The sequence below is a fragment of the Streptomyces sp. NPDC050856 genome, assembly GCF_040653855.1.
Lineage (GTDB): Bacteria > Actinomycetota > Actinomycetes > Streptomycetales > Streptomycetaceae > Streptomyces.
On sequence record NZ_JBFAGV010000037.1, the window covers coordinates 21,248 to 46,868 of the forward strand.

The 25,621-nt window shown below is 75.0% G+C and carries 18 protein-coding genes; 7 read left to right on the forward strand and 11 right to left on the reverse strand.

The features are described from left to right. Window positions 1-76 precede the first annotated feature (76 nt). Window positions 77-520, reverse strand: coding sequence for an ATP-binding protein (locus AB0H53_RS25695; RefSeq protein ID WP_362117855.1), 444 nt, complete (start codon window positions 518-520; stop codon window positions 77-79). Between the two features lie 266 nt (window positions 521-786). On the opposite strand from AB0H53_RS25695, the gene AB0H53_RS25700 reads away from it, so the two are divergent. Then, the gene (locus AB0H53_RS25700) at window positions 787-1,179 is read left to right on the forward strand and encodes an ATP-binding protein (protein ID WP_362117858.1); all 393 of its coding nucleotides are present in this window, start codon (window positions 787-789) and stop codon (window positions 1,177-1,179) included. Between the two features lie 106 nt (window positions 1,180-1,285). Here AB0H53_RS25700 and AB0H53_RS25705 read toward each other — a convergent pair whose 3' ends face one another. Both AB0H53_RS25705 and AB0H53_RS25710 read right to left on the reverse strand, forming a co-directional pair. Continuing rightward, window positions 1,286-3,640, reverse strand: a complete 2,355-nt coding sequence (locus AB0H53_RS25705; RefSeq protein WP_362117935.1) for an Orn/Lys/Arg decarboxylase N-terminal domain-containing protein — start codon at window positions 3,638-3,640, stop codon at window positions 1,286-1,288. Between the two features lie 176 nt (window positions 3,641-3,816). Next, window positions 3,817-4,362: a DoxX family membrane protein gene (locus AB0H53_RS25710; RefSeq protein ID WP_362117861.1), complete on the reverse strand. Its 546-nt coding sequence runs from the start codon at window positions 4,360-4,362 to the stop codon at window positions 3,817-3,819. A gap of 185 nt (window positions 4,363-4,547) precedes the next feature. On the opposite strand from AB0H53_RS25710, the gene AB0H53_RS25715 reads away from it, so the two are divergent. Continuing rightward, window positions 4,548-4,970, forward strand: a complete 423-nt coding sequence (locus tag AB0H53_RS25715; protein WP_362117864.1) for a DUF350 domain-containing protein — start codon at window positions 4,548-4,550, stop codon at window positions 4,968-4,970. Window positions 4,971-5,027: 57 nt separating this feature from the next. Here the strand turns inward: AB0H53_RS25715 and AB0H53_RS25720 are convergent, their stop codons facing one another. After that, window positions 5,028-5,498: a hypothetical protein gene (locus AB0H53_RS25720; protein ID WP_362117867.1), complete on the reverse strand. Its 471-nt coding sequence runs from the start codon at window positions 5,496-5,498 to the stop codon at window positions 5,028-5,030. Beyond that, a complete protein-coding gene (locus AB0H53_RS25725) occupies window positions 5,495-6,928 on the reverse strand; it encodes a WGR domain-containing protein (RefSeq protein WP_362117870.1) in 1,434 nt (477 codons plus the stop codon). The genes AB0H53_RS25720 and AB0H53_RS25725 overlap by 4 nt, the downstream gene beginning before the upstream one ends. 219 nt (window positions 6,929-7,147) lie before the next feature. Here AB0H53_RS25725 and AB0H53_RS25730 point away from each other — a divergent pair, with 219 nt between their 5' ends. From AB0H53_RS25730 to AB0H53_RS25745, 4 genes are all read left to right on the forward strand, one after another. After that, complete coding sequence (locus AB0H53_RS25730) at window positions 7,148-7,843, forward strand: type 1 glutamine amidotransferase domain-containing protein (RefSeq protein WP_362117873.1); 696 nt, start codon at window positions 7,148-7,150, stop codon at window positions 7,841-7,843. A 560-nt stretch (window positions 7,844-8,403) separates the two neighbouring features. Then, entirely contained in the window at window positions 8,404-8,733 is a 330-nt protein-coding gene (locus tag AB0H53_RS25735) for an acyl carrier protein (RefSeq protein ID WP_362117876.1), read from the forward strand. Further along, window positions 8,730-10,343 (forward strand): amino acid adenylation domain-containing protein, encoded by a 1,614-nt coding sequence (locus tag AB0H53_RS25740; RefSeq protein ID WP_362117879.1) that lies wholly within the window; start codon window positions 8,730-8,732, stop codon window positions 10,341-10,343. The genes AB0H53_RS25735 and AB0H53_RS25740 overlap by 4 nt, the downstream gene beginning before the upstream one ends. Continuing rightward, window positions 10,340-14,905 carry an amino acid adenylation domain-containing protein gene (locus AB0H53_RS25745; RefSeq protein WP_362117882.1) on the forward strand — a complete coding sequence of 1,522 codons (4,566 nt, stop codon included), beginning with the start codon at window positions 10,340-10,342 and terminating at the stop codon, window positions 14,903-14,905. Before AB0H53_RS25740 ends, AB0H53_RS25745 begins: the two co-directional genes overlap by 4 nt. Window positions 14,906-14,923: 18 nt before the next feature. On the opposite strand, the gene tgmB is transcribed toward AB0H53_RS25745, so the two are convergent. The 4 genes from tgmB to AB0H53_RS25765 form a co-directional block, all read right to left on the reverse strand. Then, the gene (gene tgmB, locus AB0H53_RS25750; RefSeq protein WP_362117885.1) at window positions 14,924-15,844 is read right to left on the reverse strand and encodes an ATP-grasp ribosomal peptide maturase; all 921 of its coding nucleotides are present in this window, start codon (window positions 15,842-15,844) and stop codon (window positions 14,924-14,926) included. A 17-nt stretch (window positions 15,845-15,861) separates the two neighbouring features. Then, window positions 15,862-16,053: a putative ATP-grasp-modified RiPP gene (gene tgmA, locus AB0H53_RS25755; protein ID WP_362117888.1), complete on the reverse strand. Its 192-nt coding sequence runs from the start codon at window positions 16,051-16,053 to the stop codon at window positions 15,862-15,864. Between the two features lie 71 nt (window positions 16,054-16,124). Next, on the reverse strand, window positions 16,125-18,107 hold the full coding sequence (locus AB0H53_RS25760) for a protein-arginine deiminase domain-containing protein (protein WP_362117891.1): 1,983 nt from the start codon (window positions 18,105-18,107) through the stop codon (window positions 16,125-16,127). A gap of 380 nt (window positions 18,108-18,487) precedes the next feature. Further along, complete coding sequence (locus tag AB0H53_RS25765; RefSeq protein WP_362117894.1) at window positions 18,488-20,389, reverse strand: transglycosylase domain-containing protein; 1,902 nt, start codon at window positions 20,387-20,389, stop codon at window positions 18,488-18,490. Window positions 20,390-20,732: 343 nt separating this feature from the next. Here AB0H53_RS25765 and AB0H53_RS25770 point away from each other — a divergent pair, with 343 nt between their 5' ends. Continuing rightward, window positions 20,733-22,814 (forward strand): SpoIIE family protein phosphatase, encoded by a 2,082-nt coding sequence (locus AB0H53_RS25770; RefSeq protein ID WP_362117897.1) that lies wholly within the window; start codon window positions 20,733-20,735, stop codon window positions 22,812-22,814. A 15-nt stretch (window positions 22,815-22,829) separates the two neighbouring features. Here the strand turns inward: AB0H53_RS25770 and AB0H53_RS25775 are convergent, their stop codons facing one another. After that, entirely contained in the window at window positions 22,830-24,431 is a 1,602-nt protein-coding gene (locus tag AB0H53_RS25775; RefSeq protein WP_362117900.1) for an RICIN domain-containing protein, read from the reverse strand. 491 nt (window positions 24,432-24,922) lie between these two features. Continuing rightward, window positions 24,923-25,558, reverse strand: a complete 636-nt coding sequence (locus tag AB0H53_RS25780) for a hypothetical protein (RefSeq protein WP_362117903.1) — start codon at window positions 25,556-25,558, stop codon at window positions 24,923-24,925. Between the last annotated feature and the right edge of the window lie 63 nt (window positions 25,559-25,621).

Consider the following 25,621-nt stretch of genomic DNA (forward strand, 5'->3'; position numbering starts at 1 on the left):
CCGCCCCGCCCGGCCGGGGCCCGCGCGGAAGGGCGGTTTCGGCGGCAGCGGCCACAGGCCCGGCGCCGGCGGCCCGTCAGCCCTCCGCCGGCTCGGCCCCTCGCTCACCCGCCGGTCCGAGCGACGGGGTGAAGCACGCGGTGATCGTCTTGCCGTCCGACTGGGTGTGGGTGTGCCAGTCGTCGGCGAGAGCGTCGATGAGAGCCAGTCCACGTCCGCCGGGCGATGTGGTGTCGGGGGTACGGGGCGCGGGCAGGCCCGCGCCCGAGTCGTGCACGCTGACGTGCAGGCACCGGCTGTCCCAGGTCAGGATCAGCTGCGCGTCGCTGTGGGCGTGCACATGGGCGTTGGTGATCAGCTCCGACACGGTCAGCAGTACGTCGTCCACGGTATCGGGGGTCTCCCGGGTCCAGCCGAGGGCCTCCAGGTGCTCACGAGCCCAGCGCCGGCCCTCTCGTACACCGCCGGACACGGGGAAGGACCGGGCCCAGCCCATGGCCTTCATGGACATGTCGGTCATCGCACGTCTCCTTCTTCCGGGAGAAATACCGTCTACCCGCCCACGCGGGAATCACCGGGCGGGACACCGAACCCGGAGCCGATCGTGTCGACCGGCGTGGCCTCACACCACCGGGCGCGGCCTCGTACGACCATCGGACGGCCCCGTTTTCGAAGCCCGAGGGCCGGCTGCCTCGTATGCGGGCTTTTGCCGGGCAGGCGTATCACTGACACCACACCCGGCCCGCCGGCCGCCCGATCGCAAGAGGGGGACCATCGTCGATGACCGTGCGACACCGTATTGACCTGGCCGACACCACCGATGCTCCCGCCCGGGCCCGCAGGACCGCGGCCGACTTCCTGGCCGAGGCCGGGCGCGTCCGCGGGCAGCCGGGAAGTCCGGCGGCGGTGGACGCGGTGCTGCTGGTGGCCAGTGAACTGGTCACCAACGCCGTCCGCCACGCCCCCGGCCCGTGCACGCTCTGTCTGGCCCTCCACGTCGAGGGCGTGCTGATCGAGGTCAGCGACACCAGCCCCACACCGCCGAGGCCGCGCCCGCCGGACATCAGCGGAGTCGGCGGCGGATGGGGGTGGACACTGATCGACCGCTTGGCCGACGAGGTACGCGTCCTGCCCGGGCCCGGCGGCGGGAAGACCGTGCGCATCCGTCTGCCCTGGTGACCGACCTCCTGCCGGGGCCACTCCAGCGCGTTGCCCCGCGGCCGCTCCTCGGTCCGGCGGAGTCGCGTGCGGGTCCACCGCGTCCCCACCGCCGGTCAGGTCGCGGTCAGGTGGCGGTCACGCGGTCCCGGCGGACGCACTCGATCAGGTAGTCGCCGTTGTCGGGATCCGTGGTGACTCCGTGCGCCTCGCTGTGGAAGCCGGGGAATGCCCGGTCGAACGCCTCCAGGGCACGCAGGTAGCGCAGCAGGGGGCCTTGCGGCTCGCCCAGGGACTCACCGGGCATGAGTACGGGGATCCCCGGCGGCGTGACGGTCACCATGGCGGCGGCGACGCGCCCCGCGGCCTCGGCCAGGCGGACCCGTTCCGTGCCGCCCCGGACGAGCCGCTGGTAGCAGTGCCGCGGGGCGAAGACCGGCTCGGGGAGCTGCTGGAAGGCGGCGTCCAGGGCGCTGATCAGTTCCGCGCCGGTGAGGTGGTCGTGCATCTCCTGACAGAGACCGCGCAGGGTGGCCCCGGAGTAGCGCTGGGGATGGCGCTCGACGAGGCCCGGCAGGACCTGGTCGAGCGGGGCGTCCGCGTCGAACAGCGACTTGAAGTCCATCAGGGCGTCCAGCAGGGTCCCCCACTTGCCCTTGGTGATGCCCATGGAGAAGAGGATCAGCGTGGTGTAGCTGTCGGTCTTCTCCACGACGATGTCGCGGGTCGCCAGGTAGGAGGTGAGGACGCGCGCGGGGATGCCCCAGTCGCCGGTGCCGCCATCCGCGCTCACGCCCGGGCAGGTGAGGGTCACCTTGACGGGGTCGAGCATGCAGTAGCCCTCGGCCAGTGAGGCGAAGCCGTGCCACTGGGCGCCGGGTTCGAGGTGCCAGCAGGCCGGGTCCTCACCGAGCAGGGCGGCCGGCGCGTCGGCGAAGGGGATGCGGTCGCCGGTGGCCGGGTCGGTCACCGTGTCGGGCTGCCAGACGCCGAAGAACCACTCCGGACGGTCACCCGCCTGCGCGATACGGCGCCCGGTGTGCACGACGGCCTGGCGGAAGCGGATCGCCTCGGTCACCGCCTCCTCGATGAGCCAGCGTCCCTGCGGGCCGTCCATCATCCCGGTGGCCACGTCGAGGGAGGCGATCGCCGGGTAGAGCGGCGAGGTGGTCCCGTGCATCATGAACGCCTCGTTGAACCGGTCGTGTTCCACGGGCGCGCGCGGCGCGGACCTCACGTGCACCATGGCGGACTGGGAGAGCGCGGCCAGCAGCTTGTGCGTGGACTGGGTGGAGAAGACCGTCGGCCGGCTCTCCTCGTCCAGGTGCTCCGGGCCGACCGCCATGCCGTACCGCCGGGCGTAGAGCGGGTGGAAGCGCGCGTAGGCGAACCACGCCTCGTCGAAGTGCAGCCGGGGGCTGCTGGGCGCCAGCGCGCGGGCCACCTCGACGGTGTCGTAGGACAGCCCGTCGTACGTGGAGTTGGTGACCACGGCGTACTGCGCCCGGTGCGACACCGCCCCCGCGCTCAGCGGGTTGCCGGCGATCCGCCCGGCCACCGTCTCCGCGGAGATCTCCTGGGGCGGCAACGGGCCGGCCAGTCCGTAGCCGTTGCGGGTCGGTACGAGGTAGACGGGGCGGGCGCCCGAGATGACGAGCCCGTGGAGGACCGACTTGTGGCAGTTGCGGTCCACCAGGGCGATCTCGTCTGCGGTGACGCAGTAGTGGCCGACCATGCGGTCGGCCGTGGAATTGCCGTGCAGGACGAAGTAGGTGCGGTCGGCGCCGAAGACCCGGGCGGCGTTGCGTTCGGCCTCCCCGATGGGGCCGGTGTGCTCGAAGAGGGAGCCGAGCTCCTCCACCGAGATGGACAGGTCGCTGCGGAAGAGGCGCTCGCCGTAGTAGGCGAAGAAGGCGCGGCCCACGGGCGACTTGAGGAAGGCGACACCACCGGAGTGCGCCGGGGTGTGCCAGGAGTACTCGTGGGCGTCGTCGAAGCGCCGCAGCGCCGCGAAGAAGGGGGGCAGGATGTCTCTGCGGTAGGCGCGCGCGGCGCCGGCGACCCGGCCGGCGATGAACGCGGGTGTGTCCTCCCACGGCCAGATGTAACCCACCACGGTCTCCGAGACCCACAACGGCAGCCGCGTCAGGTCCTGGTCGTCCTCGTCGGCCATGACGAGGAAGGTCGGCAGCTTCAGGAAGCGGTGCCCGATCCGGCGCAGAACCGCCGCCCCGCTGCCGTCGCCGGCCGCCTCCCGCGTTCCGCCCGGGCCGTGGCCGTCCGGGAGGTCCCAGGCCACTACCGCGGCGGACAGCCCGGCCTCGGTCTGGAGCGCCGCCCGTGCCTCGCGCACGGTTCTCGCCCAGCGCACGTCGAGGCCATGGGCCTCCAGCTCCTTCCCGACGCGGTGGAGCTGTTCGGTCCCCCCGGCGTCTCCCAGGGCGTCCTCCCGCACCGCGAAGAGGACCGTACCGGTGTCCATGACGTCCCCAATCTCCAGACACATGCCCTCGCGCATGCCGTTACCTCGGAGTATGGGAAACATGATCCGCTCATAGGCCTTTCCGGGCCGGAACCACTCTCAAGGGGACGGACAGGCGGCCACCCGAGCGACCGCGCCGGTGGAACAGGCGCGGGGGCGCGGGCGGGAGCGGCGGTTCAGGCTGCGGTGCCTTCGGTGTCGGCGCCGGCGCTCGCCGTCGCCTGCGCCCTGGCGCGCCTGCCGACCACGGCGGCCGCGGCGAGGCCCGCACCGACGAAGGCCGCCGCCAGGGTCCAGGGCTGGTCGAACCGGTGGCCGGTGGCGTGGTCGAGCGAGAGCCGGCCGGAGCCGGTGAGGCCGATGGCCGCCGCCGTGAACCCGAGGAACGCCGGGTACTCGAAGCCGCCCGACTGGTTGAAGAAGCCGGCCGGGGCGTGCACCGAGACGGCTCCGGCCATGGCCCCGGCCGCGGCGGCCCCGGCGGCGGGGGTGGCCAGCCCCAGCGCGAGCAGCGCGCCGCCGCCCGCCTCGCCCAGCCCGGCGGCCATGGCGCTCGGCCTGCCGGGCCGGAAGCCCATTGCCTCCATGGCCTTGGCCGTGGCGTCGAGGCCGCCGCCGCCGAACCAGCCGAACAGTTTCTGCGTCCCGTGCGCGGCCAGTACCGCTCCGGTGCCGACCCGCAGCACGAGCAGGCCCAGGTCACGTCGGTCGAGGTAGGTCATGGCGGTCTCCTGTGGCGTCGGGGCTGCGGCCTTCGCAGTCCACTCTGGGCGCGGCAGGGCCCGGGGCCGCGCTGTTGCTCGGCCATCCGGGTCACGACGGCCCGCCATGAGCCGTGCGCTAGATTTTGCCTCTGTTTGACCGCGATCACCCACGACCACCTCTCTGATACGGAGCCGGCACCTCAATGAGCGACATCGTCAACGGACTCGGCCGGGCAACCGCCTACGGCGCCCTCGGTGTGGTCCTGCTGATCCTCGGCATAGTCCTGGTCGACGTACTGACGCCGGGCAAGCTGGGCCGGCAGATCTGGGAACAGCGCAACCGCAACGCCGCCGTGCTGCTCAGCTCGGCTCTGCTGGGCATCGGCGGGATCGTGTTCACCTCCATCTGGACGACGTACGAGGACTTCGGCAAGGGCCTGGTGTCGACGGCGGCGTTCGGGGTGCTGGGGCTGGTGATGATGGCCGTGGCGTTCCTGGTGGTGGACCTGATCACGCCGGGCAAGCTGGGCGCGACGCTCGTCGAGACCGAGCCGCACCCGGCGGTGTGGGTGACGGCCTCCTGCAACATCGCGGTGTCGGCCGTCGTGGCCGCGTCCATCGCCTGACCGGACGCCGTCGGAACCTCCGCGTGAAACCGCCCGCCGCCCCGTGATCCGCCGCGTTCACCGGGGGGCGGGCAGGGGCTCCACCTCCAGGAAGCGCCGTTTGCGCGGGCCGCGGTACAGCAGCGCCTCCCAGCCCAGCCGGTCCAGTTCCCGGGCACAGGCCGACAGGGCGCCCTCCTCCTCCTGGGCGGCCCCCGAGCCGGGCGGGCCGAGCCACTCCACCCGGACCGTCCCGGGCCGTTCGCCCGGCGCCACCCGGTAGCCGGTCGCGACCCGGTGGCCCGCGGCGTCCAGCGCGGAGGGCGGGAACCCGGCGGCCTCCAGGGCCAGCGCCACCGCCCGGACCGGCCTGTTGCGCTCCCAGACGGCCGGCACGGCACGGGGGTCGCCGCCCGCGGTGACGGTCAGCCGCCGTATCTGCAACAGCCCTTCGAACGCCACCCCCACCTCGGCGGCGCGGCGCTCGGCCGCACCGGCCGGGGACGCGGGGCCGTCCCCGGTGGCCGCCTCGAACCGGTCCGCCGTCACAGCAGCCGCCTGATGTCGCCCCTGACGCGGTAGAAGCCGCCCGCCGCGGGATGCAGCGCGTCGACGACGTACCGCGCGCCCGGCTCCCGTATCGCCCTGGGGAACTGCACGTTCCACGCCGGGTCGTAGCCCTCGGACACCACATGGACGCGCACCCGGCCGTTGTCCCGTACGCACTCCACGACCACCGCCCCGCTGGGCGCCGCCGTCACCGACGTCACGGAGGCCGCCGCCGTGGCCGGGGCGTACGTGGGGAGGGCGGCGGCCAGCTTGACGTCCCTGGCCACCGGCACCGTGCCCCGCTGGGCGGCGGTGACGGCCGCCTCGCTCGCGTCCACGCACACCAGGGAGCCCTCCGTGGTGACCAGGTACAGCCGCTCGTCGCGGTACTGCATCGACAGGGCCGAACCGCCGCCGGTACCGAGCTTCCACAGCCGGGTCCCGTCCCGGTCGAAGCAGTACACCGACGAGGCGGCGTCGCCCGCGAAGACGTACCGCCCGCCGGGCGAGGTGGCGCACGAGTACACCGCGCTGTCACAGGCGTACGTGGCCTCCACGGCACCGTCCGTCTTCGACAGCCGCTGGACGGCCCGGTGCGCGGTGCCCGCGTAGACCGCGTCGTCCTCCTGCCAGCCGAACAGCACTCCGCCCCGGGTGGAGGTGTGCCACAACTCCTGGCCGCCGTCCGGCGCGTAGGCCGTCACGCCCCGGTGGTGCCCGTGGTAGACGCCGCGGTCGTCGGCGCGGACCATCCAGGCGTGTTCCCCCCGGCCACCGCGCTGCCACTGGTGCTCGTCCTCATGGTCGATCACGGTCAGCCGCCCGGCCCGGTCCGCCACGTTCAGCACGCCCTCGTGGATGTCCAGCCAGAAGATGTCCACGTCCGCCGCGATGTCGTACGCGGCGAACGGCAGCTTGGAGGACAGGTCGTACACCCGGCCGTCGTCGCACCCGGCGTAGATCCAGAAGTCGTCGGCGACCAGGCACTTGACGCCGTCCGGGAGGCTGAAGCGGGCGAGCACCTCCCCGGAGTGGTCGAGCGTGTAGACGTCGCCCGCCTGGTTGCCCACCCAGCAGCGCTCGTCGTCGACGTGGATGCCGAAGGCGGCGGAGCCGGTGCGGAAGCGCCACAGCACCGGCGCCACCGCCCGGGCGGTGGACGGCGCGGAGGAGACCTGGCGCCGGGTGACCGCCCGGGCGGCGCGCCGGCCCGGCACGGCGGGCTCGTACCCCTTGCGCACCTTCTCGCCGATCTTCCGCGCCGCCGCGGCGCGCGCCTTCTCCGCGGTGGGGAAGGACGACGTCTGGGTCTGCCCGGCGGCGCCGATCCGCCCGTAGCGCACCGAGACCACCTCGTCCCGGACCGTCACCTCGTAGAACTTGTGCGCTCCGCCGCCGTCCTGTGACAGCTCCAGATACGTCGTCGACATGGCAGACCCCTCCCCGGCCCGGACCGCGCGGCCTGTTCCGCGCGTCCCACTGCTCGAACATTAGGGGGACCCACTGACAACGGCCCCGCGTCCGGCGGCCGATGGCTCGACCCATCGGATTTTCCATGGCTGGCCACGACCCTGCCTATTGGCTACCTATGGCCGGATCGTCCTACCGTCGAGATCACGAACACCATCCACACATCGGAGACAGGCGACATGGCAAAGATCCTTTTCGTGATGAGCGGCGCCGACCACTGGACGCTGGCGGACGGCACGAAGCACCCCACCGGCTTCTGGGCCGAGGAGGCGGTGGCGCCGTACCGGGCGTTCACCGGGGCGGGCCACGAGGTCGTGGTGGCCACGCCCGGCGGCGCCGTCCCGGCCGTCGACAGCGCCAGCCTGGCCGCCGAGGCCAACGGCGGCCAGGAGGGGGCCGACGCGGTGGCCGAGGCCCTCGCCGCCATGCCCGAGCTGCGGCGGCCCCTCCGGCTGGCGGACGTGGACCTCGCGGACTACGCCGCCGTCTTCTACCCCGGCGGTCACGGACCGATGGAGGACCTGGCCGTCGACGCCACCTCCGGCCGGCTGCTGACCCGGGCGCTGGAGTCCGGCAAGCCGCTGGGCGTGGTCTGCCACGCCCCGGCGGCGCTGCTGGCCGCGCGGGCCGCTGACGGGTCCTCCCCGTTCGCCGGCTACCGGCTGACCGGTTTCACCAACGCCGAGGAGGCCCAGGCGGGGTTCGCCGACAAGGCGAAGTGGCTGCTCCAGGACCGGCTCGTGGAGCTCGGGGCCGACTTCCAGGAGGCCGAGCCCTGGGCGCCGCACGTCGTGGTCGACCGGAACCTGGTCACCGGCCAGAACCCGGCCTCCTCCGCCCCGCTCGCGGCCGAACTACTCAAGGCGCTCGGCTGACGGACCGGGCCGGAGACGCCCGCCGGACCGGAGACACCCGCCGGCCCAGCGCCGGACCGCCCCCCGGGGCCGGGCGGCCCGGCGGGAGTCCGGCGCCCGATGCTCGGTGCCGTGCCGTGCCGGCGCCCGGTGCCGGTGCCCGGTGCCGGGCTGAACCTGTGCCCGAGGCCATGCCGGTACCCGGCGCGCGCAGGCGTCGCGGGGCCGGCCCGGCGGGGCGCCCCCCGGCCCGGGAGGGACCAGGCCGTGCCGCCGGTGGTGGCGGTACGCGGACGGCCGTGCGGTGCCCGGGCCTCGCGTGCCGAGCCCGGCGGCCCGGCAGCGGCGCGGGGACGGCCCCTTCCGCGCGCCCCGGGCTCGCCGGACCGGCGGGCGGGACCCGGCCGCGCGCCGCTCCCCGCGGCCTCCCGCCCGGCCTCCCGCCCGGCCTCGGCCACGGGAGCAACGCCCCCGCGCCCGAGGGAATCTGACGGACATACGGCAGGATGGGCGGGAATTCGCCGTACGCCCTGGACTCACCGGGCGGCGGAGCGAGCCGGGCAGACAGGAAGGACGTCCAGGTGACAGCGCCGCACAGGAACAGCCGGAGCGCCGCGTCCGTCGAGGGGGCCGTACTGTCGGCCGTGGCCGAAGTGATGGGTTCCGGCCCGCACCAGCCGTCGGACAACTTCTACGACTTCGGCGGCACGTCCCTGGACGCGATACGCATATGTCTGCGCGTCGGCCGGGAGGTGGGCGTGGACATCGCTCCCGAGACGCTGCTCGACAGTGAGGACTTCGCCGAGTTCGTCGCCGCGGTCACCGGGGCCGTGGCCGAAGCGGTGCCGGTGCCGGGCAACGGCCCTTCGACGGACGTCACGGACGGCGGGCGCCCCGAGGACGTCCGGTGACCGTCCGTCCGGAGCTCATCCACGCCGCCGTGGCCCGGCAGGCCGCCCGCACCCCCGACGCCGTCGCGCTCGTCCAGGGCGGTGAGCGGGTGAGCTACGCCGAGCTCGACGCGGCGGCCGACGTCTGGGCGGCTGAGCTGCGGGACCTGGGCGCGGGCCCCGGCGGCTTCGTGCCGGTGGTGCTGCCGCGGTCGACGGCCCTGGTGGCGGTCCTTCTCGCCGTGCTGAGGACCGGGGCGGCGTACGCCGCGCTGGATCCCCGGTGGCCCGTCGGGCGGCTGCGCGCGGTGACCCGACTGCTCGCCCCCCGGGTGGCCGTGGGCGCGGGGGCCCGGAACTGCTGGACCGGCCCGGTGTGGTCGCCGCCCGCCGACGGCGTCCGGGGCGCGGCCCGGCTGGCGGCGGGCCGGCGCCCGGTGCCGCACGGCACGGAGCTCCGGCCGGGGGCCGTGGACGGGGCGAGCCCCGCCGCCGTCTTCTTCACCTCCGGGACCACCGGCCGTCCCAAGGCCGTGGTGTCCGGGCACCGCGCCACCACCGGCCTGTTCGGGGCGGGCGCCGGGCCCCTCTCCCCCGGCTGTGTGATGCCGCAGGCGGCCCCGGTGTCGTGGGACGGGTTCACGCTGGAGAGCTGGGGACCGCTGCTGGCCGGCGGCACCAGCGTCCTGATCGACGGCGGCTACCTGCTGCCAGCCACCCTGCGCGGTCTGGTCGCGCGGGAGGGCGTCGACACGGTGTGGCTGACCGCGTCGCTGTTCCACCTGTTCGTCGAGGAGGACCCCGGCTGCTTCGAGGGGCTGCGCCATGTGCTGACGGGCGGTGAGCGGCTCTCGGTGCCCCGCGTGCGGGCGTTCCTCGACCGGCACCCCCGCATCGCCCTGACCAATGGCTACGGGCCGGTCGAGGCCTGCGTGTTCACCACCGCCCGCCGGGTCCGGCCGGCGGACTGCGACGCCGCCGCCGGCATCCCCGTCGGCGCCCCGGTGCCCGGGCGCCGGGTCCATGTGCTGGCGGCGGACGGACGCCCGGTCCCGCCCGGCGGCACGGGGGAGATCTGTGTGTCCGGGGACGGACTGGCCCTGGGTTACCTGGGTGACGAGGAGCTGACAGCCCGCGCGTTCCCGACGGTCGGCGTCGGCGGCGTGCCCACCCGGGTGTACCGGACCGGTGACCTCGGGTTCCAGGACGCCGACGGGGTCCTGCACTTCGCGGGGCGCGCCGACCGGCAGGTGAAGGTCCGGGGGCACCGGGTCGAGCCCGAGGAGGTGGAGGCGGTGGCCCGTGCCGTGCCCGGGGTGACCGACTGCGCGGTACTGCCCCTCCCCGGGCCCGACGGGGCCTTCGAGCGGCTGGCGCTCCTCTACACCGGCAGGGGCGGCCCGGAACCCGGGCCCCGGGCGGTGCGCCGGGCCCTGGCCGCCGCGCTGCCCCGCCACTTGCTGCCGGACCTGATACGCAGGCGGGACGCGCTGCCGCTCACCGCCAGCGGGAAGCTGGACCGGGCGGCGCTGGTCCGCGCTCTGTGCCCGGACACCGGTGACCGCACCGACCACCGCACCGGCGTCGGTACCGGCACCGGCACCACCACCGGCGCGGAGGACGAGGCGTGACGACGTACGACATGACCGACCGCCCCGGTGCGTCCGCCGGCCCGCGCGGGTCCGTCACCGCGGCCGATGTCCACCCCATGTCGTTCGAGCAGGAGTCGATCTGGCTGAACGACCAGTTCCAGGCCGGGTCCGGACGCTATGTGGAGTCCTGGGTCCACCGGCTGCGCGGCGCGGTCGACGTGTCAGCCGTGGAGGCGGCGCTGACGGCGGTCGTCGCCCGCCACGAGCCCCTGCGCACCGCCCTGGTCCTGGACGGGGGCCGTACCGTGCAGCGGGTCCACCCGGCCGGCCCGGTGCCGCTCAGCATCCGGGAGGTCGGTTCCGGCGGGGTGGCGGAGGCCGTCAGGGACGCCGTGTCGGGGCCGCTGCCGGTCGACCGGCCGCCGCTGCTGCGGGCCACCCTCCTGCGGGTCGGTGAGCGGGACGCCGTGCTCGCCCTCGCCCTGCACCACGCGGCCATCGACGGCTGGAGCCTGCGGCTGCTCGACGGGGAGTTCAGCGAGCTGTACCGGGCCGCCGCGGCGGGTCGGCCACCCCGGCTGCCGGCTCCTCCCGTGCCCTTCGGCGCGTACGCACGCGCCCAGCGCGCCACGGCGGGCGGGCGCGGCACCGCCCTGGAGTACTGGCGGCGGACGATGGACGGCGCCCCCGCCGAGTCCACCTTCCCGCTGGACCGTCCCCGCCCGGCGGTCCCGGACCACCGGGGCGGACTGGTCGAGTTCGCCATCGGCCCGGACCTCGGCCAGGCGGTGCGCGCCACCTGCCGGGAGCTGCGCACCACGCCGTTCGTGCTGCTCACCGCCGCCATGACGGCGTTGGTCGCCCGGCTCGGCGGCCAGGACGACCTGGTGCTGGGGACACCGGTCAGCCGGCGCGACCGGCTGGAACTGGAACCGCTCATCGCCTGCCTGACCGATGTGATGCCGCTGCGCCAGCGGGTCCGGCCGGGGCAGACGTTCCGGGAGCTCGTCCGGGTCACCACGGCCACGGTGCGCGGTGCCACGGCCCACCGTGACGTCCCGCACAGCCTGCTGGTCCGGGAGCTGGCCGGAGAGCGCTCCCCCGCCCGGTTCCCGCTCTTCCAGGTGGTGTTCACGGTGGACGACGCCGACGCGCCGGGGCTGTCCCTGCCGGGCGTCACCGCCGAGCGGCTGTACGGCCACAACGGCACGGCGAAGTTCGACGTGTTCCTGGAGCTGGTGCCCCGCGACGGCGGTTACCTGGGGCTGCTGGAGTACGCCACCGGTCTCTTCGACGCCTCGACCGCACGGCGCCTGACCGAACGGTTCACCACCCTGCTCGCCGACGCCACCGCCGACCCCGGCAAGGCCGTGGACGACCTGGCCGTCATGGCCGGGGACGAGCTGCGGCTGGTGACCGGTACGGCGGTCCGGGGCGCCGGCCCCGGCAGGGCCGCGGCCGCCGGTGGTCCCGGCTCCCCCGGTGCCGGGACCGGCGGCGTGGCCCGGGAGCCGGCCCATGAACGGGTGCTCCGGGCGGCCCGGTTGTGGCCGGACGCCGTCGCGGTGGTCGACGGTGACCGGCGGATGACCTACGCGGAGCTGTCGGCCGCCGCCGACGGGCTGGCGCGCCGGCTGGTCCGGCACGGGCTGGCCCGGGCCCGGATCGGTGTGCGGATGGAGCGGTCCGCCGACGCGCTCGTCGCCGTCCTCGCCGTACTGCGCGCCGGCGGCGCCTGTGTGCCGCTGGATCCGTCCCTGCCGGCGGGGCGCACGGCGCTCCTGGTGCGCGACAGCGCGGTGGCGGCGGTGCTGTCCCGGCGGGCCGCCTCGGGTACGCCGGAGGGGGTGCCGGTGCTGTTCGTGGACCGCCCGGACGACACGGCTCCGGGGCGGGAGGCTGAGTTGCCGTCCGTCGGGCCGGAGGACCTCGCCTACGTCGTCCACACCTCGGGTTCCACCGGGCGTCCCAAGGGTGTGGCCATGCCGCACCGCTCACTCGCGGCGCTCCTGGACTGGCAGTGCGCGGCCTCGGACGCGGACACCGGGTGGCGCACCCTCCAGTTCGCTCCGCTGGGCTTCGACGTGGCGTTCCAGGAGATGTTCGCCACCTGGGCGCGCGGCGGGACGCTGGTGGTGGCCGACGACGGCCTGCGCCGGGACCCCGACCGGCTGTTGGACCTGGTGGAACGGCACTCGGTGGGCCGGATCCTGCTGCCCTATGTGGCGCTGCAGCAGCTCGCGGAGTACGCGGTGGCGACCGGGCGCGGCGCGGCGAGCCTGCGCGAGGTGATCACCGCCGGGGAGCAGCTGTACGTGACGCCGGCGATCAGGGAGTTCTTCACCAGCCGTTGCCCCGGGGCGCGGCTGGAGAACCAGTACGGACCGTCGGAGACCCATGTGGTCACCACCCACCGGCTCACCGGGCCGCCCGCCGAGTGGCCGGACCGGCCGCCCGTGGGGCGGCCGGTGCCCGGCAGCCGGGTGTACGTCCTCGACGACCGGCTCCGGCCGCGCCCGATCGGCGCCGTGGGCGAGATCTGCGTCGGCGGGGACTCGGTGGCCCTCGGCTACCTCTCCGGCGGCGAGGAGGAGGCGCGGCGTTTCGTACCCGCCCCCCGGGGCCTGGGGCCCGGTGGGCTCTACCGCACCGGGGACCTGGGGCGGTTCCTGCCGGACGGCACGATCGAGTTCCTGGGGCGCGGCGACGACCAGGTCAAGATCCGCGGCTACCGGGTCGAGCCCGGCGAGGTGGAGGCCGCGCTGAAGGCGGTGCCCGGGGTGACCGACGCGGTCGTCCTGGTGGACGGCGCGAGGGCGGAGGAGAGGCGGCTCGTCGGCTGCTACACCACGGCCGGAGCGGGGGCGCCCGCCCCCGAGCGGGTGCGCGAGGCGCTGCGGGAACGGCTGCCGCACTACCTGGTGCCCGCGGTCCTCACCCCCATACCCGGTCTGCCGCTCACCGCCAGCGGCAAGACGGACCGGGCGGCGGTCCGCCGGCGCCATGTGGCCGCCCGGCCCGCGGCCCGGTCCACGCAGCCGCCACCGGTCCGGCCTCAAGGCACGGGCTCCGGCCCGGCCCGTGACTCCGGCCCGGTCCACGGCGCCCTGGCCGCGCTCTGGGCGGATGTCCTGCGCGCGGGGCACACCGGCCGCACCGACCCCATGGGTCCCGCCGACCCCGCTGGTCCCGTCGGCTCCGGCCCGGTCGGCCCGCTCGACGCCGTCGACCCCGACGAAACGTTCTTCTCGCTCGGCGGCGACTCACTCCTCGCCGTCCGGCTGTCGCTCCGGATACGCGCCGAACTGGGGCTGGACGTCCGCCCCGCCGACGTGTTCGAGGCGCCCACGCTGCGGGCCCTCACCGCCCTCGCCGGCCGCCGCGCCGGCGCCGGCGCCGGCGTCCGGGCGGACACCACGGCGCCGGACCACGGCCCGGGGCCACGGGCCGTGCTCGATCCCGCCGTCCGGCCCGCGGCGGGCATCACCCGGACCGTCACCGGCCCGCGTCACCTCCTGCTGACGGGCGCCACCGGGTTCCTCGGCGCGTTCCTCCTCCACGAGCTGCTGGCACGTACCGGTGCCACGGTGCACTGCCTGGTACGCGCGGACGACGCCGCCCGGGCCGGCAAGCGGCTGCGGTCCGCCCTGGAGGGGTACGGGCTGTGGCGCGACGAGCACTCCGACCGGATCCGGGCGGTGGTGGGCGATCTGGCCCGGCCGGCGCTGGGGCTGGGCCAGCGGGAGTTCGACCGGCTGGCCCGTACCGCCGACGCGGTGTTCCACGTGGGCGCCGCCGTCAACCTCACCCACGGGTACGACCGGTTGCGCGCGGCCAACGTCGAGGGCACCGCCGAGGTCCTGCGGCTGGCCGCCGCGCACCGCACCGTACCGGTGCACCATGTCTCCACGGTCGGCGTCTTCCCGTCGCCCGGCGCCCCCGGCCCGACACCGCCGAGGGTCCTGCCCGGTGATCCGCTCGGTGACGGCTCGCTGCTGCGGGGCGGTTACGCGCGGACCAAGTGGACGGCCGAGGTACTGGTGGCGCAGGCCAGGGAACGCGGCCTGCCCGTGACGGTGTACCGGCCCACCCGGATCAGCGGCAGCGCCGCGACCGGGGTCTGCCAGAGGTCGGACTTCCTGTGGCTGCTGGTCAAGGGCTGTCTCCAGGCGGGAGCGGCGCCCGCCGACTACGTGGCGGACTTCGACCTCGTACCGGTGGACTGGGTGGCGGCGGCGATCGGCGCCCTGGCCGCGGACCCGGCCGCGGCCGGGGGGACGTTCCATCTCTCCAGCGAGCGGCACCTGCTGTTCACCGAGGTCGTGGCCCGGCTGCGCGCGCTGGGCTACCGTCTGGCCGACGTGCCCCTGGAGGAGTGGCACCGGCGGGTGGAACACCGGCCGGACAACGCGGCCTTCCCGCTCCTGGGCCTCCTGCCGGCCACCGGGCGCGAGAACGCGCTGTCACCGCTGTTCGACTCCGGCACCACCCGGCACGCGCTGCGCCGAAGCGGCGCGGCCTGCCCGGAGATCGACGACGCGCTCTTCGCCCGGTACGTCCGCTCCTTCGTACGGGAGGGGTTCTGGCCACCGGCGCCCTGAGCCCGCCCCGTCCGCCCCTCACAGGGCGAGCCAGGAGGCGACCGCGGCGGCGAGGGGCTGGCCGGTGTCCAGCTCGACGAAGCCGAACTGGCCGCCCTGGTTGCACTCCAGGAACCACCACACGCCCTCGGTGTCCTCGGCGAAGTCGAAGGCGGCGTAGGCCAGTCGGGACCTTTTCATGTACGCGTGCACGGCCCCGGTGATGCGGTCGGGTACGCCGGTCGCCTGCCAGGTGTGGCCGTCCTCGGCGTACCGCCCGTCGACCTGACCCGGCTCGGTGAGCTTGCGAGCGGCGAACAGCCGGCTGCCCACGCAGGTCAGCCGGACGTCCGCCCGTTTGGGGACGTACCGCTGCAACAGCGTGGGCGCGGCCGCGACACCGGCGAAGTCGGCTCCCGGCCCGACCCTGGTGGTGGGCAGCGTGACCGGCGGGTCACCGGCCGGCGGCCCCGACGCGGACTTGACCACGATGTCCCGGTACTGCTCCGCGAACTGGCGGGCCACGCGCGGGAAGGTGGTGATGACGGTGGGCGGCACGGCGAAGCCGCTGTGGTGGGCGCAGCGCAACTGCCACGGTTTGCACCGGGCCTGGGCCGCGCTGGTCGGGTGGTTCATCCAGCGCGCCGTGGTGGAGTACAGCATTCCGTACAGCGCCTGGTGGGTTTCGGCGGTGAGCCACGGCGACGCGCCGGGGGCGTGCGCCGCGGGTTCGCCGGGTCTGCGCACCCAGATGGAGCGCAGGCTGCTCATGCTGAGCAGCCTGCCCTCCACCGCGAGGTGGCCGCCGAAGTCACCGTGCACGTACTCGGCGGACATGGCCGCCTCACCCGGCAGGTCGGCGGGGTCCAGGCGTACCAGCGGGACTCCCCGTTCGTGCAGGACGGCCACCACCATGTCGGCGGTCACGTCCTCGCGGCTGGTGAGGATCAGCACGGTCATCGGCGTACCGGTGCCGGTCAGTCATCGAAGTGCGTCGCGGAACCGGCCTTGGACGTGGTGGTGCCGGCCTCCAGGAGCAGGGCCCGGTCCCAGACGGCGGGGCGCCCGTCGGGCAGCACGTTGAGCTGGAGGGTGGCGTCGTACCGGTAGGTGATCGTCGTGGTGGGACGCTCGGCGGGCACGGCGTAGTCGAGTACGAACGGTCGCATGGTCTCGTCTCCTTCAAGGACGTACGACTGTCTGCGCGTACGTAACAGTACGCAGCCGGCCGGCGGGGGACTCATCGCCTGCCCGGCGCATCCCACCAGGGGCGGGAGGTGTCGCGAAGGGTGTTGGTACCGCAGTGCACTTCGCCCATCCCCACGTGGTAGGTGTAGTAGTCGTCGATGTAGGAGACGCTCAGGCCGGCCTTACGGTAGGCGCCCGAGACCGCTTCGGTGAAAACGTCCTTGCCGCCGATGACCGGGCCCCACTGGCGGGGCGCCAGGTAGCGGTCGGGGCCGAGCAGCAGGCCGTTGACGGCGCCGGGGATGTAGGCGCTGGTGGCCGGGACCGCGGTGGCGGACCGGCCGGCGGGCGCGGACGGGCTCCCGCCGGCGGACGGGGACGCGGCACGGTCCGCCGGCGGCGCCAGCCGGCGCTGCTGCCCGTGCTCGCGCACCCCCTCCGGCACGCGGACCGGGGCGCCCAGCCGCCGCAGCAGCGGCAGGCGCACTTCGCCGTTCCGCGCCTCGGTGCCGCGCGTGTAGAGGGCGGGAACGCGGACGATCTCGGCGTCGGTGATCCCGGTCTCGCGCTTGAGGAGGTCCAGGTTGGCCCGGATGCGCCGCGCGGCCAGCGCGTTGTCGGCGCGCAGGGCCGGTGAGGCGAGCGCTTGGCCGACGGTCTCCTTGGGCGCGGGCCAGTCGGGGAGGCTCCGCACGGAGAACATCCTCGTCGCGCCGTGGCCCGCCGCCACGGCGTCACGCAGCAGCTTCACTCCGGCGTCCGGGTCGGCGACGGCGAGGCGCCAGCCGCGCGGGGTGCGGGCGGGCAGGAACTGGACGAACTCGTCCACGTGACCCACGTGCAGCCAGGAGGTGTCCAGGAGCAGCGGGTCCTGCAAGGCCTGGGAGGCGAGCAGGGTGCGCATCGCCCGGTCGGGCCTGGCGCCGGTGTCCTTGCGCTCGCCCATGATGACGCGCCCGGCGGGGAAGGAGCGGCCGCCGTGGGCGTACGGCGGGACGGTCTCCAGGTTGCCCATGGAGTTCAGCGACCAGTCGTCGGGGTTGCGGTCGCCGTCGACCTGCACCACGCCCACGTCCCGGCCGCGCATCCGCTCGAAGAGCTCACGCCCGGCCTCCCGGTCCGGCTGGGCGGAGCGGATCATCACGCGCAGGGTGTGCGGCGTGCCGCCGGGGCCCGTCATGCTCAGGTAGCCGGGCTCCACGAAGTCCTGCGCCCATATGTCTCCGTACTTGGTGAACTTCACCGACGGGGCGGCGATGCCGGCCCGCCGGGCCTGGGCGTCCAGGGCCTGGACGAACCTCCGCTGCTCCCGGGCGTAGGGGTCGTCGCCCTGGACCTGGGTGACCAGCAGCCGCTGCGCGCGTTGGAGGTGGTGGTGGGTCAGCAGCGGGGCGGCGCGCAGGGTCACCTCGTCGCTGGTGACGCGCCCGCGGGAGGTGATGGTGAACCGTACGACGACGGTGCCGTCCCACACGGCGCGGTCACGGATGACGTCGGTGCCCTCGACGCCGAGTTCCACCCCTGCGGCCAGCTCGGACGCGGTCAGCGAGGTGGCGGGCGTGAGCCGGGTCCAGCCGGCCGGGCGTTTGACGAAGAGCCGGGCGTGCCGGGCGCCGGTGCCGGTGATGCGTGCCGTGCCGGTGGTGCGGATGGTGTCGGAGGCCGCGCGGGTGGCCGCCGGCAGCGGGACGGTACGCAGCCGGGCCAGGTCCTCGGCGTCCCGCCGGCCGTTGACCTCGGTGTCCGACGCGTCGTGGCAGGCGGCGAGGGCGGGATCCGGGAGCGGCGCGCCGTCCGGTGCCGTGGTCCGGCAACGCCCGGCGTCGTCGTCGATGTTGGGCAGGAACACCGCGCCCCGGGCGGTCGTCCACCGGTCCTCGCCGGCCTCGTCGGAGGTTCCGGAGACGTCCACGGTGCCGTCGCGGTCCACATCGGCCCGCAGGTCGGCGCGGGCGGGTGGCGGTGTGGCGGAAACGGAGGCGGCGGCCGGGGCGGCGGGCACCAGGGGGAGGAGCAGCGCCCCCGCCGTCGTCATCACCAAGGCGGTACATCCGGAGATCCTCAAAGGCACCGTACTGCTCCCCTTCGCGTCGTGTTCGAGCCGTGGTCGGTGGTCCGTGAGACAAGAGGGCGGTGGCGCCCGGGTGGTTGCCCGCGTGCCGGAAGTCGGCCACGGCCCTGGCAGCCGGAGCCCCCGCTGCCCGCGCCGCCGGCCCGTCGCGCACCGCCGGCTGCCCGCGCGACCGCGGCGCGGCCCACACGAAGACATCGGCTGCGATGTCCGACCGTGATCAGCCGGGGGGTCCGGGCCCTCCCGGACGACGGTCGTGCTGTCCGCCCGTCTCACCGCCGGCCGTTGCCGTGCCCCGCGGCCGCCCTCCCCCTCCCGGCCCCGGCTCGGGGAGGGCGGCGTTCTCACGTCCGGCCCGGCGCGGACAGCGCGGAGGTCATGTACGACGACCACACCCGCAACGGCAGGAAGTCGGCCCGGGCCCGGCCGGCGCCGCCGACTCCGGTGATGGGCAGCAGCGCGGCTTCGCCGGGCTTGTCGCGGAAGACGGTGACGGCGGTCGACAACTGGTCGGTGTAGCCGACGAACCAGGCCGCGGAGAGCTGGTCGTCGCCGCCGGTGCGGCCCGCCGCGATGGGGTCCAGGGCCCGGATGGTGGCCGGGTCGACGGCGTCCACGGCCACGTCCCGCATGGCCCGCGCGACCTCCTCGGCCACCTCGGGCTCCAGTACGCGCCGGCTCGGGGGCCGGTCCAGTCCTTCCAGCGGTGTGCCCTGGTGGGTGACGGCGGTGACGGAGTACGGGTCGTTGCGCCGGCCGTCGTTGGCGAAGGTGGCGTAGGCGTCGGCCATCCGGATCGCGCTGGGCGTGGAGGTGCCGGCCGGGAAGGCCGGATCGAGCGGCGCCATGCTCCGTGGCAGCAGCCCGGCCGCCACGGCGAGGTCCCGTACCTTGTCCAGGCCGACGTCCTCACCCAGTCTGCGGGAGACGCCGCTGCCACCCCGGAGCATCGCCCGGCGCAGGGCCGACCGGTCGCCGGCACCGTCCGGGGCGGTGTCCCCCAGGTCGCCGTCCCGGAGCGCCGCGGCCAGGACGAACGGCTTGAAGGCGGAGCCCACCGGCACTCCGGCCGTGTCGGCGTTGTTGGTGAAGTGCTCGGTGGCGTCCCGTCCTCCGTACAGCGCCAGCACCGCCCCGTCGTCCGGACGGACGGAGGCGGCGCCGAACTGGACGTGCCGGTCGTCCACCCGGCGGGCCGGGTCAAGCGTGCGCGTGGCGACGGACTCCACACTGCGCCGCAGTTGCTCCACCCGGTCCTTGTCGAAGGTGGTGCGGATGCGGTACCCGCCGCGGCCCAGTTCCTCGGCGGTCAGACCGGTGCGGTTGGTGATGTCCTTGTTCGCCACGTCCACCAGGTAGCCGGTCTGACCGGACAGGCTGGTGGACACCGACCGGGGGCGCGGTTCCGGGAAGACGGTGTACCGGGCGCGTTCCCGGGCCGTCAGCCGGCCCAGCTCCACCTGCCGGTCGAGGATGTGGCGCCACCGCGCCTCGGCCCGGCGGTGGTTGGCCGGGCTCTGGGAGGGGTCGTACTGCTCGCCGCCCTTGAGCAGCGCGGCCAGCAGGGCGCTCTGGCCCGGGTCGAGGTTCCTGGCGTCGGTGCCGTAGTAGGACACGGCGGCGGCCTGCACTCCGTAGGCGTCGCGGCCGAACCAACTGGTGTTGAGGTAACCCTGGAGGATCTCCTGCTTGGACAGGGTCCGGGAGAGTTTCACCGCCAGGAACAGCTCGCGCACCTTGCGGTCCAGCGTCTGGTCCTGGGTCAGATAGGTGTTCTTGACGTACTGCTGGGTGATCGTGGAGCCGCCCTGCACCTCCCTGCCCCGCGCCATGTTCACCACCGCCCGGCCCAGCCCCCGTACGGAGAACCCGGGGTCGCTGTAGAAGGTGGCGTTCTCGGCGGCGATGACGGCGTTCTGGAGGGAGGCGGGGATGTCGGAGAGCGGGACGTTCTGCCGGTTGACCGGGCCCACGCTGACCATCTGGGTCCCGTCGGCCCAGTAGTAGACGTTGGCCTCCGCCCGGGCGGTCGCGTTCGCGTCGGGCAGGTCGACCGTGGCGTAGACGTAGCCGAGGAGGGCGGTGAGCGCGCCCCCGCACAGCAGTGACAGGCCGATCACCTGCCGCCAGGAGGGGACGTACCGCAGCGGGCCCCGGCGGCCCCGGCGCGGGTAGTCGACGCGCCACCGCTGGAGGCGCCCGGGAAGCCGCTCGCCCGGCACCTCGTGCCCCTGTCGACGGATCACCGATTCCGCCCCCTTCTGTCGCCGGTCCTGCCGTCTCCCACTACGGGCGCCGGCGGCCGTACGTTCAGGCGGGGCGCCGCGCCCGGCGGGGACGGTTCCCCGCCCGGGGCCGGGGGCCGCCGGCCCCGGGCGGGGAACCGCCGGGGCACCCGGTCCCCGGACCGGTGGGAGCGCCGCGGCGGTCCGTGCAGATCTTTGCCGCCCGAGGGGTGTACCTGGGGTGGCCGGTGGCTGATGATGCTTCCCACACGGGCGGGCGGGCCGCGCCGCGTACTTCTCGCTCCCGGCATCCGGGGGCCGGGGAAGTGCCGACGCGCGGCACGGAGGAAAGAGGTGATCGGTCATGGGCGTGACGAACGCGGTCAAGGCCGGTGCCGGTCCCTCCGTACGGATCGAGGCCGCCGGGGCGGCACCCGGCGGGCTCCTCGACGCCCTGGGTGTGGCGGCGGTGGTACTCGACCGGGAGGGCCGGATCGCCCTGTGGAGCCCGCAGGCCGAGGAGCTGCTGGGCTACAGCGCGCGGGAGGCGCTGGGCCGGCAGGCCGCGCGGCTGCTGGTGTCCGAGCAGCACGTCGAGCTGGTGCTGCGGCTCTTCGACGAGGTGATGGGCAGCGGCGAGGCCTGGGCCGGGGTCTTCCCGGTGCGCCACAAGAACGGTGGCGCCCGGCTGCTGGAGTTCCGCAACATGCGGCTGGAGGACGACCGGGGTCATCAGTACGCGCTGGGCCTGGCCGCCGAGGAGTCGGTCGTGCGGCAGGTGGAGCGGGACCTGGCGCTGTCGGTACGGCTGGTCGACCAGTCCCCGATCGGGCTGGCGGTGATGGACACCGAGCTGCGCTACATCGCCGTCAACCCCGCGCTGGAGCGCCTGAACGGCCTGCCGGCCGCCGAGCACCTGGGCCGGTTCGTGGGCGAGGTACTGACCTTCCTGGACGTCGGCGCTGTCGAGGCGGCGATGCGGCGGGTCCTGGCGACGGGTGAGCCGCTGCTCGACCAGTACACCGTGGGACGGCTGCCGGCCGACCCGGGCAGCGAGCGGGCCTGGTCGGTGTCGACCTACCGGCTGGAGGACCGCGGCGGTCAGGTGCTGGGCCTGGCGACGTCGGTGGTCGACGTCACCGACCGGCACCGCGCCGCGGCGGAGGCCGAACGGGCACGGCACCGGCTCACGGTGATCGCGGACGCCTCCGCGCGCATCGGCACCACGCTGGACCTGGAGCAGACGGCACACGAGCTGGCGGTCGTGGCGGTGCCCGAGCTCGCCGACTTCGCCGCGGTCGACGTGCTGGACGCCGCGCTGGAGGGCCGGAACGACCAGCGGTCCGGTGGTGCGGCCGTCTTCCGCGCCCTCGCCGTGGCGACCGCCTACCCCACCTTCGCCACCGAGGCCGCCGACCCCCCGGGCGACCTCGTCCGCTACGACGCCGACCGTCTGATCGCCCAGTGCGTGCGCACCGGCCGGCCCGTGGTGGTGCCCCGGGTCCAGGAGCGGCACCTGGCCCGTATCGCCCGCGACAGCCGGGCGGCCGGCCTGCTGGCCCGGGCGGGGGCCCACTCGTACATGGCGGTGCCGCTGATCGCCCGCGGGGAGGTGCTGGGCGCGGTCGATCTCATCCGGGCCCGCAACCCGTTACCGTTCCAGCCCGACGATGTCGCCCTGGCATGTGAACTGGCCTCGCGCGCCGCCGTGTGCATCGACAACGCACGCTGGTACCAGCGGCAGCGCACCACCGCGCTCGCGCTCCAGCGCAGCCTGCTCCCCCAGGCGCCGCCCCGGGTGCGCGGCCTGGACATCGCCTGCCGCTACCAGCCGGCCGGCACGGTCAGCGAGATAGGCGGCGACTGGTACGACGTCCTCCCGCTGGCCAGCGGAAACACCGCCCTGGTGGTGGGTGACGTCATGGGCAGCGGGATCAACGCGGCCGCCGCCATGGGGCGGTTGCGCACCGCCACCCAGACGCTCGCCGGCCTCGACCTCGCACCCGACCAGGTGCTGCGCCACCTGGACCGGATCACCACGGAGCTCGACCCCTACATCGCCACCTGTGTCTACGCCGTGCACGAGCCGGACGCCTCCCGTTGCCACCTCGCCGTCGCCGGCCACCTGCCGCCCGTCCTGGTACGCGCCGGGCTGCCGCCCGAGCTGCTCGACCTGCCCGCCGGGGCGCCACTGGGGGTGGGCGGTGTGCCCTTCCGCACCACGACCGTCGACATGCGGCCCGGCGACCGGCTCCTGCTCTACACCGACGGTCTGGTCGAGACCCGTGAGGACGACATCGACACCCGGCTCGCCGAGTTGCTGTCCCTCCTCGGCGACGCGGCCCACGAGGACATCGAAGCCACCTGCGAACGTCTGCTCACCACGCTGCGCCGCACCGGCGACCACGACGACGTCGCCCTGCTCGTCGCCCGGGCGCGCCCCTGACCGCTCCCCGGCTCCTCACCGGGCGTGCCGGACGGGGAACGGTGCGCTCTCCGCCCGCCAGCGCTGGGCGGGGTCGGGGGCGAGGGAATCGACCACCTTCAGGACCAGGACGGCGCCGGGTCCGGGGTCGGCCGGCGTGACCGCCAGGTGGCTCCGGAGGCGCGGGGTGAGCAGCCAGCCGGCCGACAACCGGTGGGCCGGCGCGGCCACTCGGCCCGGGCGCCCCGCGCAGCGGGCCAACTGCACCCGGAAGGAGGCGGGGTGGGCGGCCAGGCACAACTCGTCCGCCGCCTCGCTGTGCAGCGCGCCCCGAGTGTCGAAACGCCACAGCTGGGTGCCGGCCGCCGAGCAGGGGGCGGTCAGTGCCGGTGCGCCCACCGCGGCGGGGCCCCGGACGGCCAGGCAGCGGCCGGTCGCCGCGTTGCGGAAGCGGACGAGGTCGCCCGCCGGCCGGTCCGGCTGGGCGGGGCGGCCGGGCGCGGACGTGACGGAAGGGGAGGGCGCCGGGGCGGACGGCGACACGGCGGAGGGCGGCGCGGCCGGGGACGGGGGCGGCGGGGCGGTGGGCACGGCGGGCGTGGCGGCCCGGCGGTCGTCGGGCCCGGTGGACACGGCGTGCAGCAGCGCCGCTCCGAGCAGTCCCATGACAACGATGCCAACGACGAGGGGCAACCGCCGGCGCGCAATGAGGCGCCGGCCGGGAGGGAGCGGCGGTACGCGTCCTCCTGGCCCGTCGGTGGCTCCCGGCGATCCCTCCGCCGCCGCTGAGGGGACGGGAGCGGCGTCGCGGCGGCCACGACGGGCTCCCCCGGCCCGGCGGGAGGCGACGTAGGAAGCCGCCCCGTACCCCAGGACCGCTTCGGCCAGGAGCAGCGGCAGCCGGCCGGGTGAGTGGTCGAGCTGCTCGGCGGCGCTCCGGCAGTGGGCGCACGCGTCAAGGTGCCGGCGCAGATCGGGCAGGACCGGCATGCCCGGCCGCCGGGTGGCCGCCTCGATGAGACCGCTGTAGCCACGGCAGGCGTCGTCCACGGCCAGGTCGAGATGCATCTGCCGACAGGCGGCGCGCAGCCGGCCTCGGTCGGCACGCAGTTCCGCCTCCGCCGCGTCGGCGGGGAGCCCGGCCAGGCCGGCGGCGACAGCGATGCCCTCCGCCTCCACCTCGGCGTGCCACAGCAGCACCTGGGCCCTGGCGGGCAGCCATTCGAAGGCCCGCAGCAGCAGCTCCCGGTCCCTCCGCGCGGCACCCCGCACGGTGCCGCGCCGGAGGTCGGGCGCGGGGCGCAGGGCCGGACGGAGGGTGAAGCCCCGTTCGTCGCGGCTCCACTCGTCCGCGATCCGCCCGACCGTCGCCAGCAGCCGGGGGCGCCACGGGTGACCCGCGCCGGAGCCGTGCACGGGGTCGCCGAACCGCCGCAGGAAGGCGGCCCCCGCGAGCTTCCGGGCGGCGAGGGGCGAGACGGTGCAGAGCGAGGCGTAGTCGAGGACCGCTCGCCAATGGTGCCGCAGCAGTTCCTCGACGGGGAGATCACTGGGTTCACCCGTTATTCGAGGAATACGCTCCGAAGCAGCCGGTACGGCTCCACCGGAGGGAAAGTCCGGGCCCGACAGGCCTTTCACACCGCGCCCCCTTTTTTTGGTCTGGACTATTCATGTCCGGCCGGCCGCGATGAACACAGAAAAACAAGCGCGAATGATGGTAATTTTCCTCTGCGTACGCCGTTGAACTGCGGAGATCGCCGCCGGGTTGACGCATAGCGTGCCCCATCTCGCGGCGACAAACAATCGCACAGGAGATCTTCCCCAATGGTTCCCGCCCACCGCCGGGGTGCGGCCGAACAGACTCCGCCGCCGTGTGCCGCAGGTCGGACAATGGTCAAGGGGGATACGGCGGAGATACGGCGGGGAATTCCGGCGGGACCGGGGGCGGCCCTGGCTGCCCGGCCGTCCGCGCGGGTCCGGGCGGCCGCGTTCGCGGCGGACGGGGAGCCACGGCGTGAGGGGCGGCCGGGGCGCACCGCCCCTCTCTCCGGCCGCCCCCGGGCGTCGGGCCGCTTCAGGCTGTCGAGCCGCTTCCGGCTGTCGGGCCGCCTCAGTGCGTCGGTGCCGCCTCAGGGCGTCGAGGTCCTGATCAGTTTGCCGTCCGGCGCCACCGCGAACCACTCGCCGTCCACCCCCTGGCCGTTGACATCCCCGGGGGCAACATCACCGACGTAGTAGTACAGCGGCCACTCGCCGTACGTCGCCTGTATGACGCCGCCGGTCCGCTCCCTGCCCCGCAGCAGATCGGAATCGACCCCCTCCCCCGCGTCGACCGCGGCGGGCGCGGTCAGCGCGGGCCAGACCGCGACGCACTCCGCGCCGCACGCACTGGTGCGGTCCTTGTCCTTGGTGAAGGCGTACAGCGTCCGCCCCGACAGGTCGGTCAGCACCCGCCCCAGATCCGAGTCCGCCACCTGGACCCCGGCGCCGGATTCCGCACCGCCCGGCTCCCGCTCCGCCGTCCCGCCGCCGTCCCCGGCACCGCCGTCCGCCCCGTCCCGAGGCGGCGCGGGGCTCCGTTCCGCGTCGCCGCTCGGCCCGGGACGCGGGGCCGGTACCGCGGCCCCGGTGCTCGGCGCGGTCGCCACCGGAGCCGTGCGCGCGGCCTCCTGGCCCCCGGTGCCGCATCCGCCGAGCGGCAGTGCCAGCGCGGGCACCGCCACCATCGCGAGAAGGGCCGTCCGCGCACGCCGTGAGTTCCTCATCCTGTCTCTCCGTCCGTCGTCGCTGCCGCCGGCGCCGTCCGTCGCCGTCGCGCTCCGGAAAGG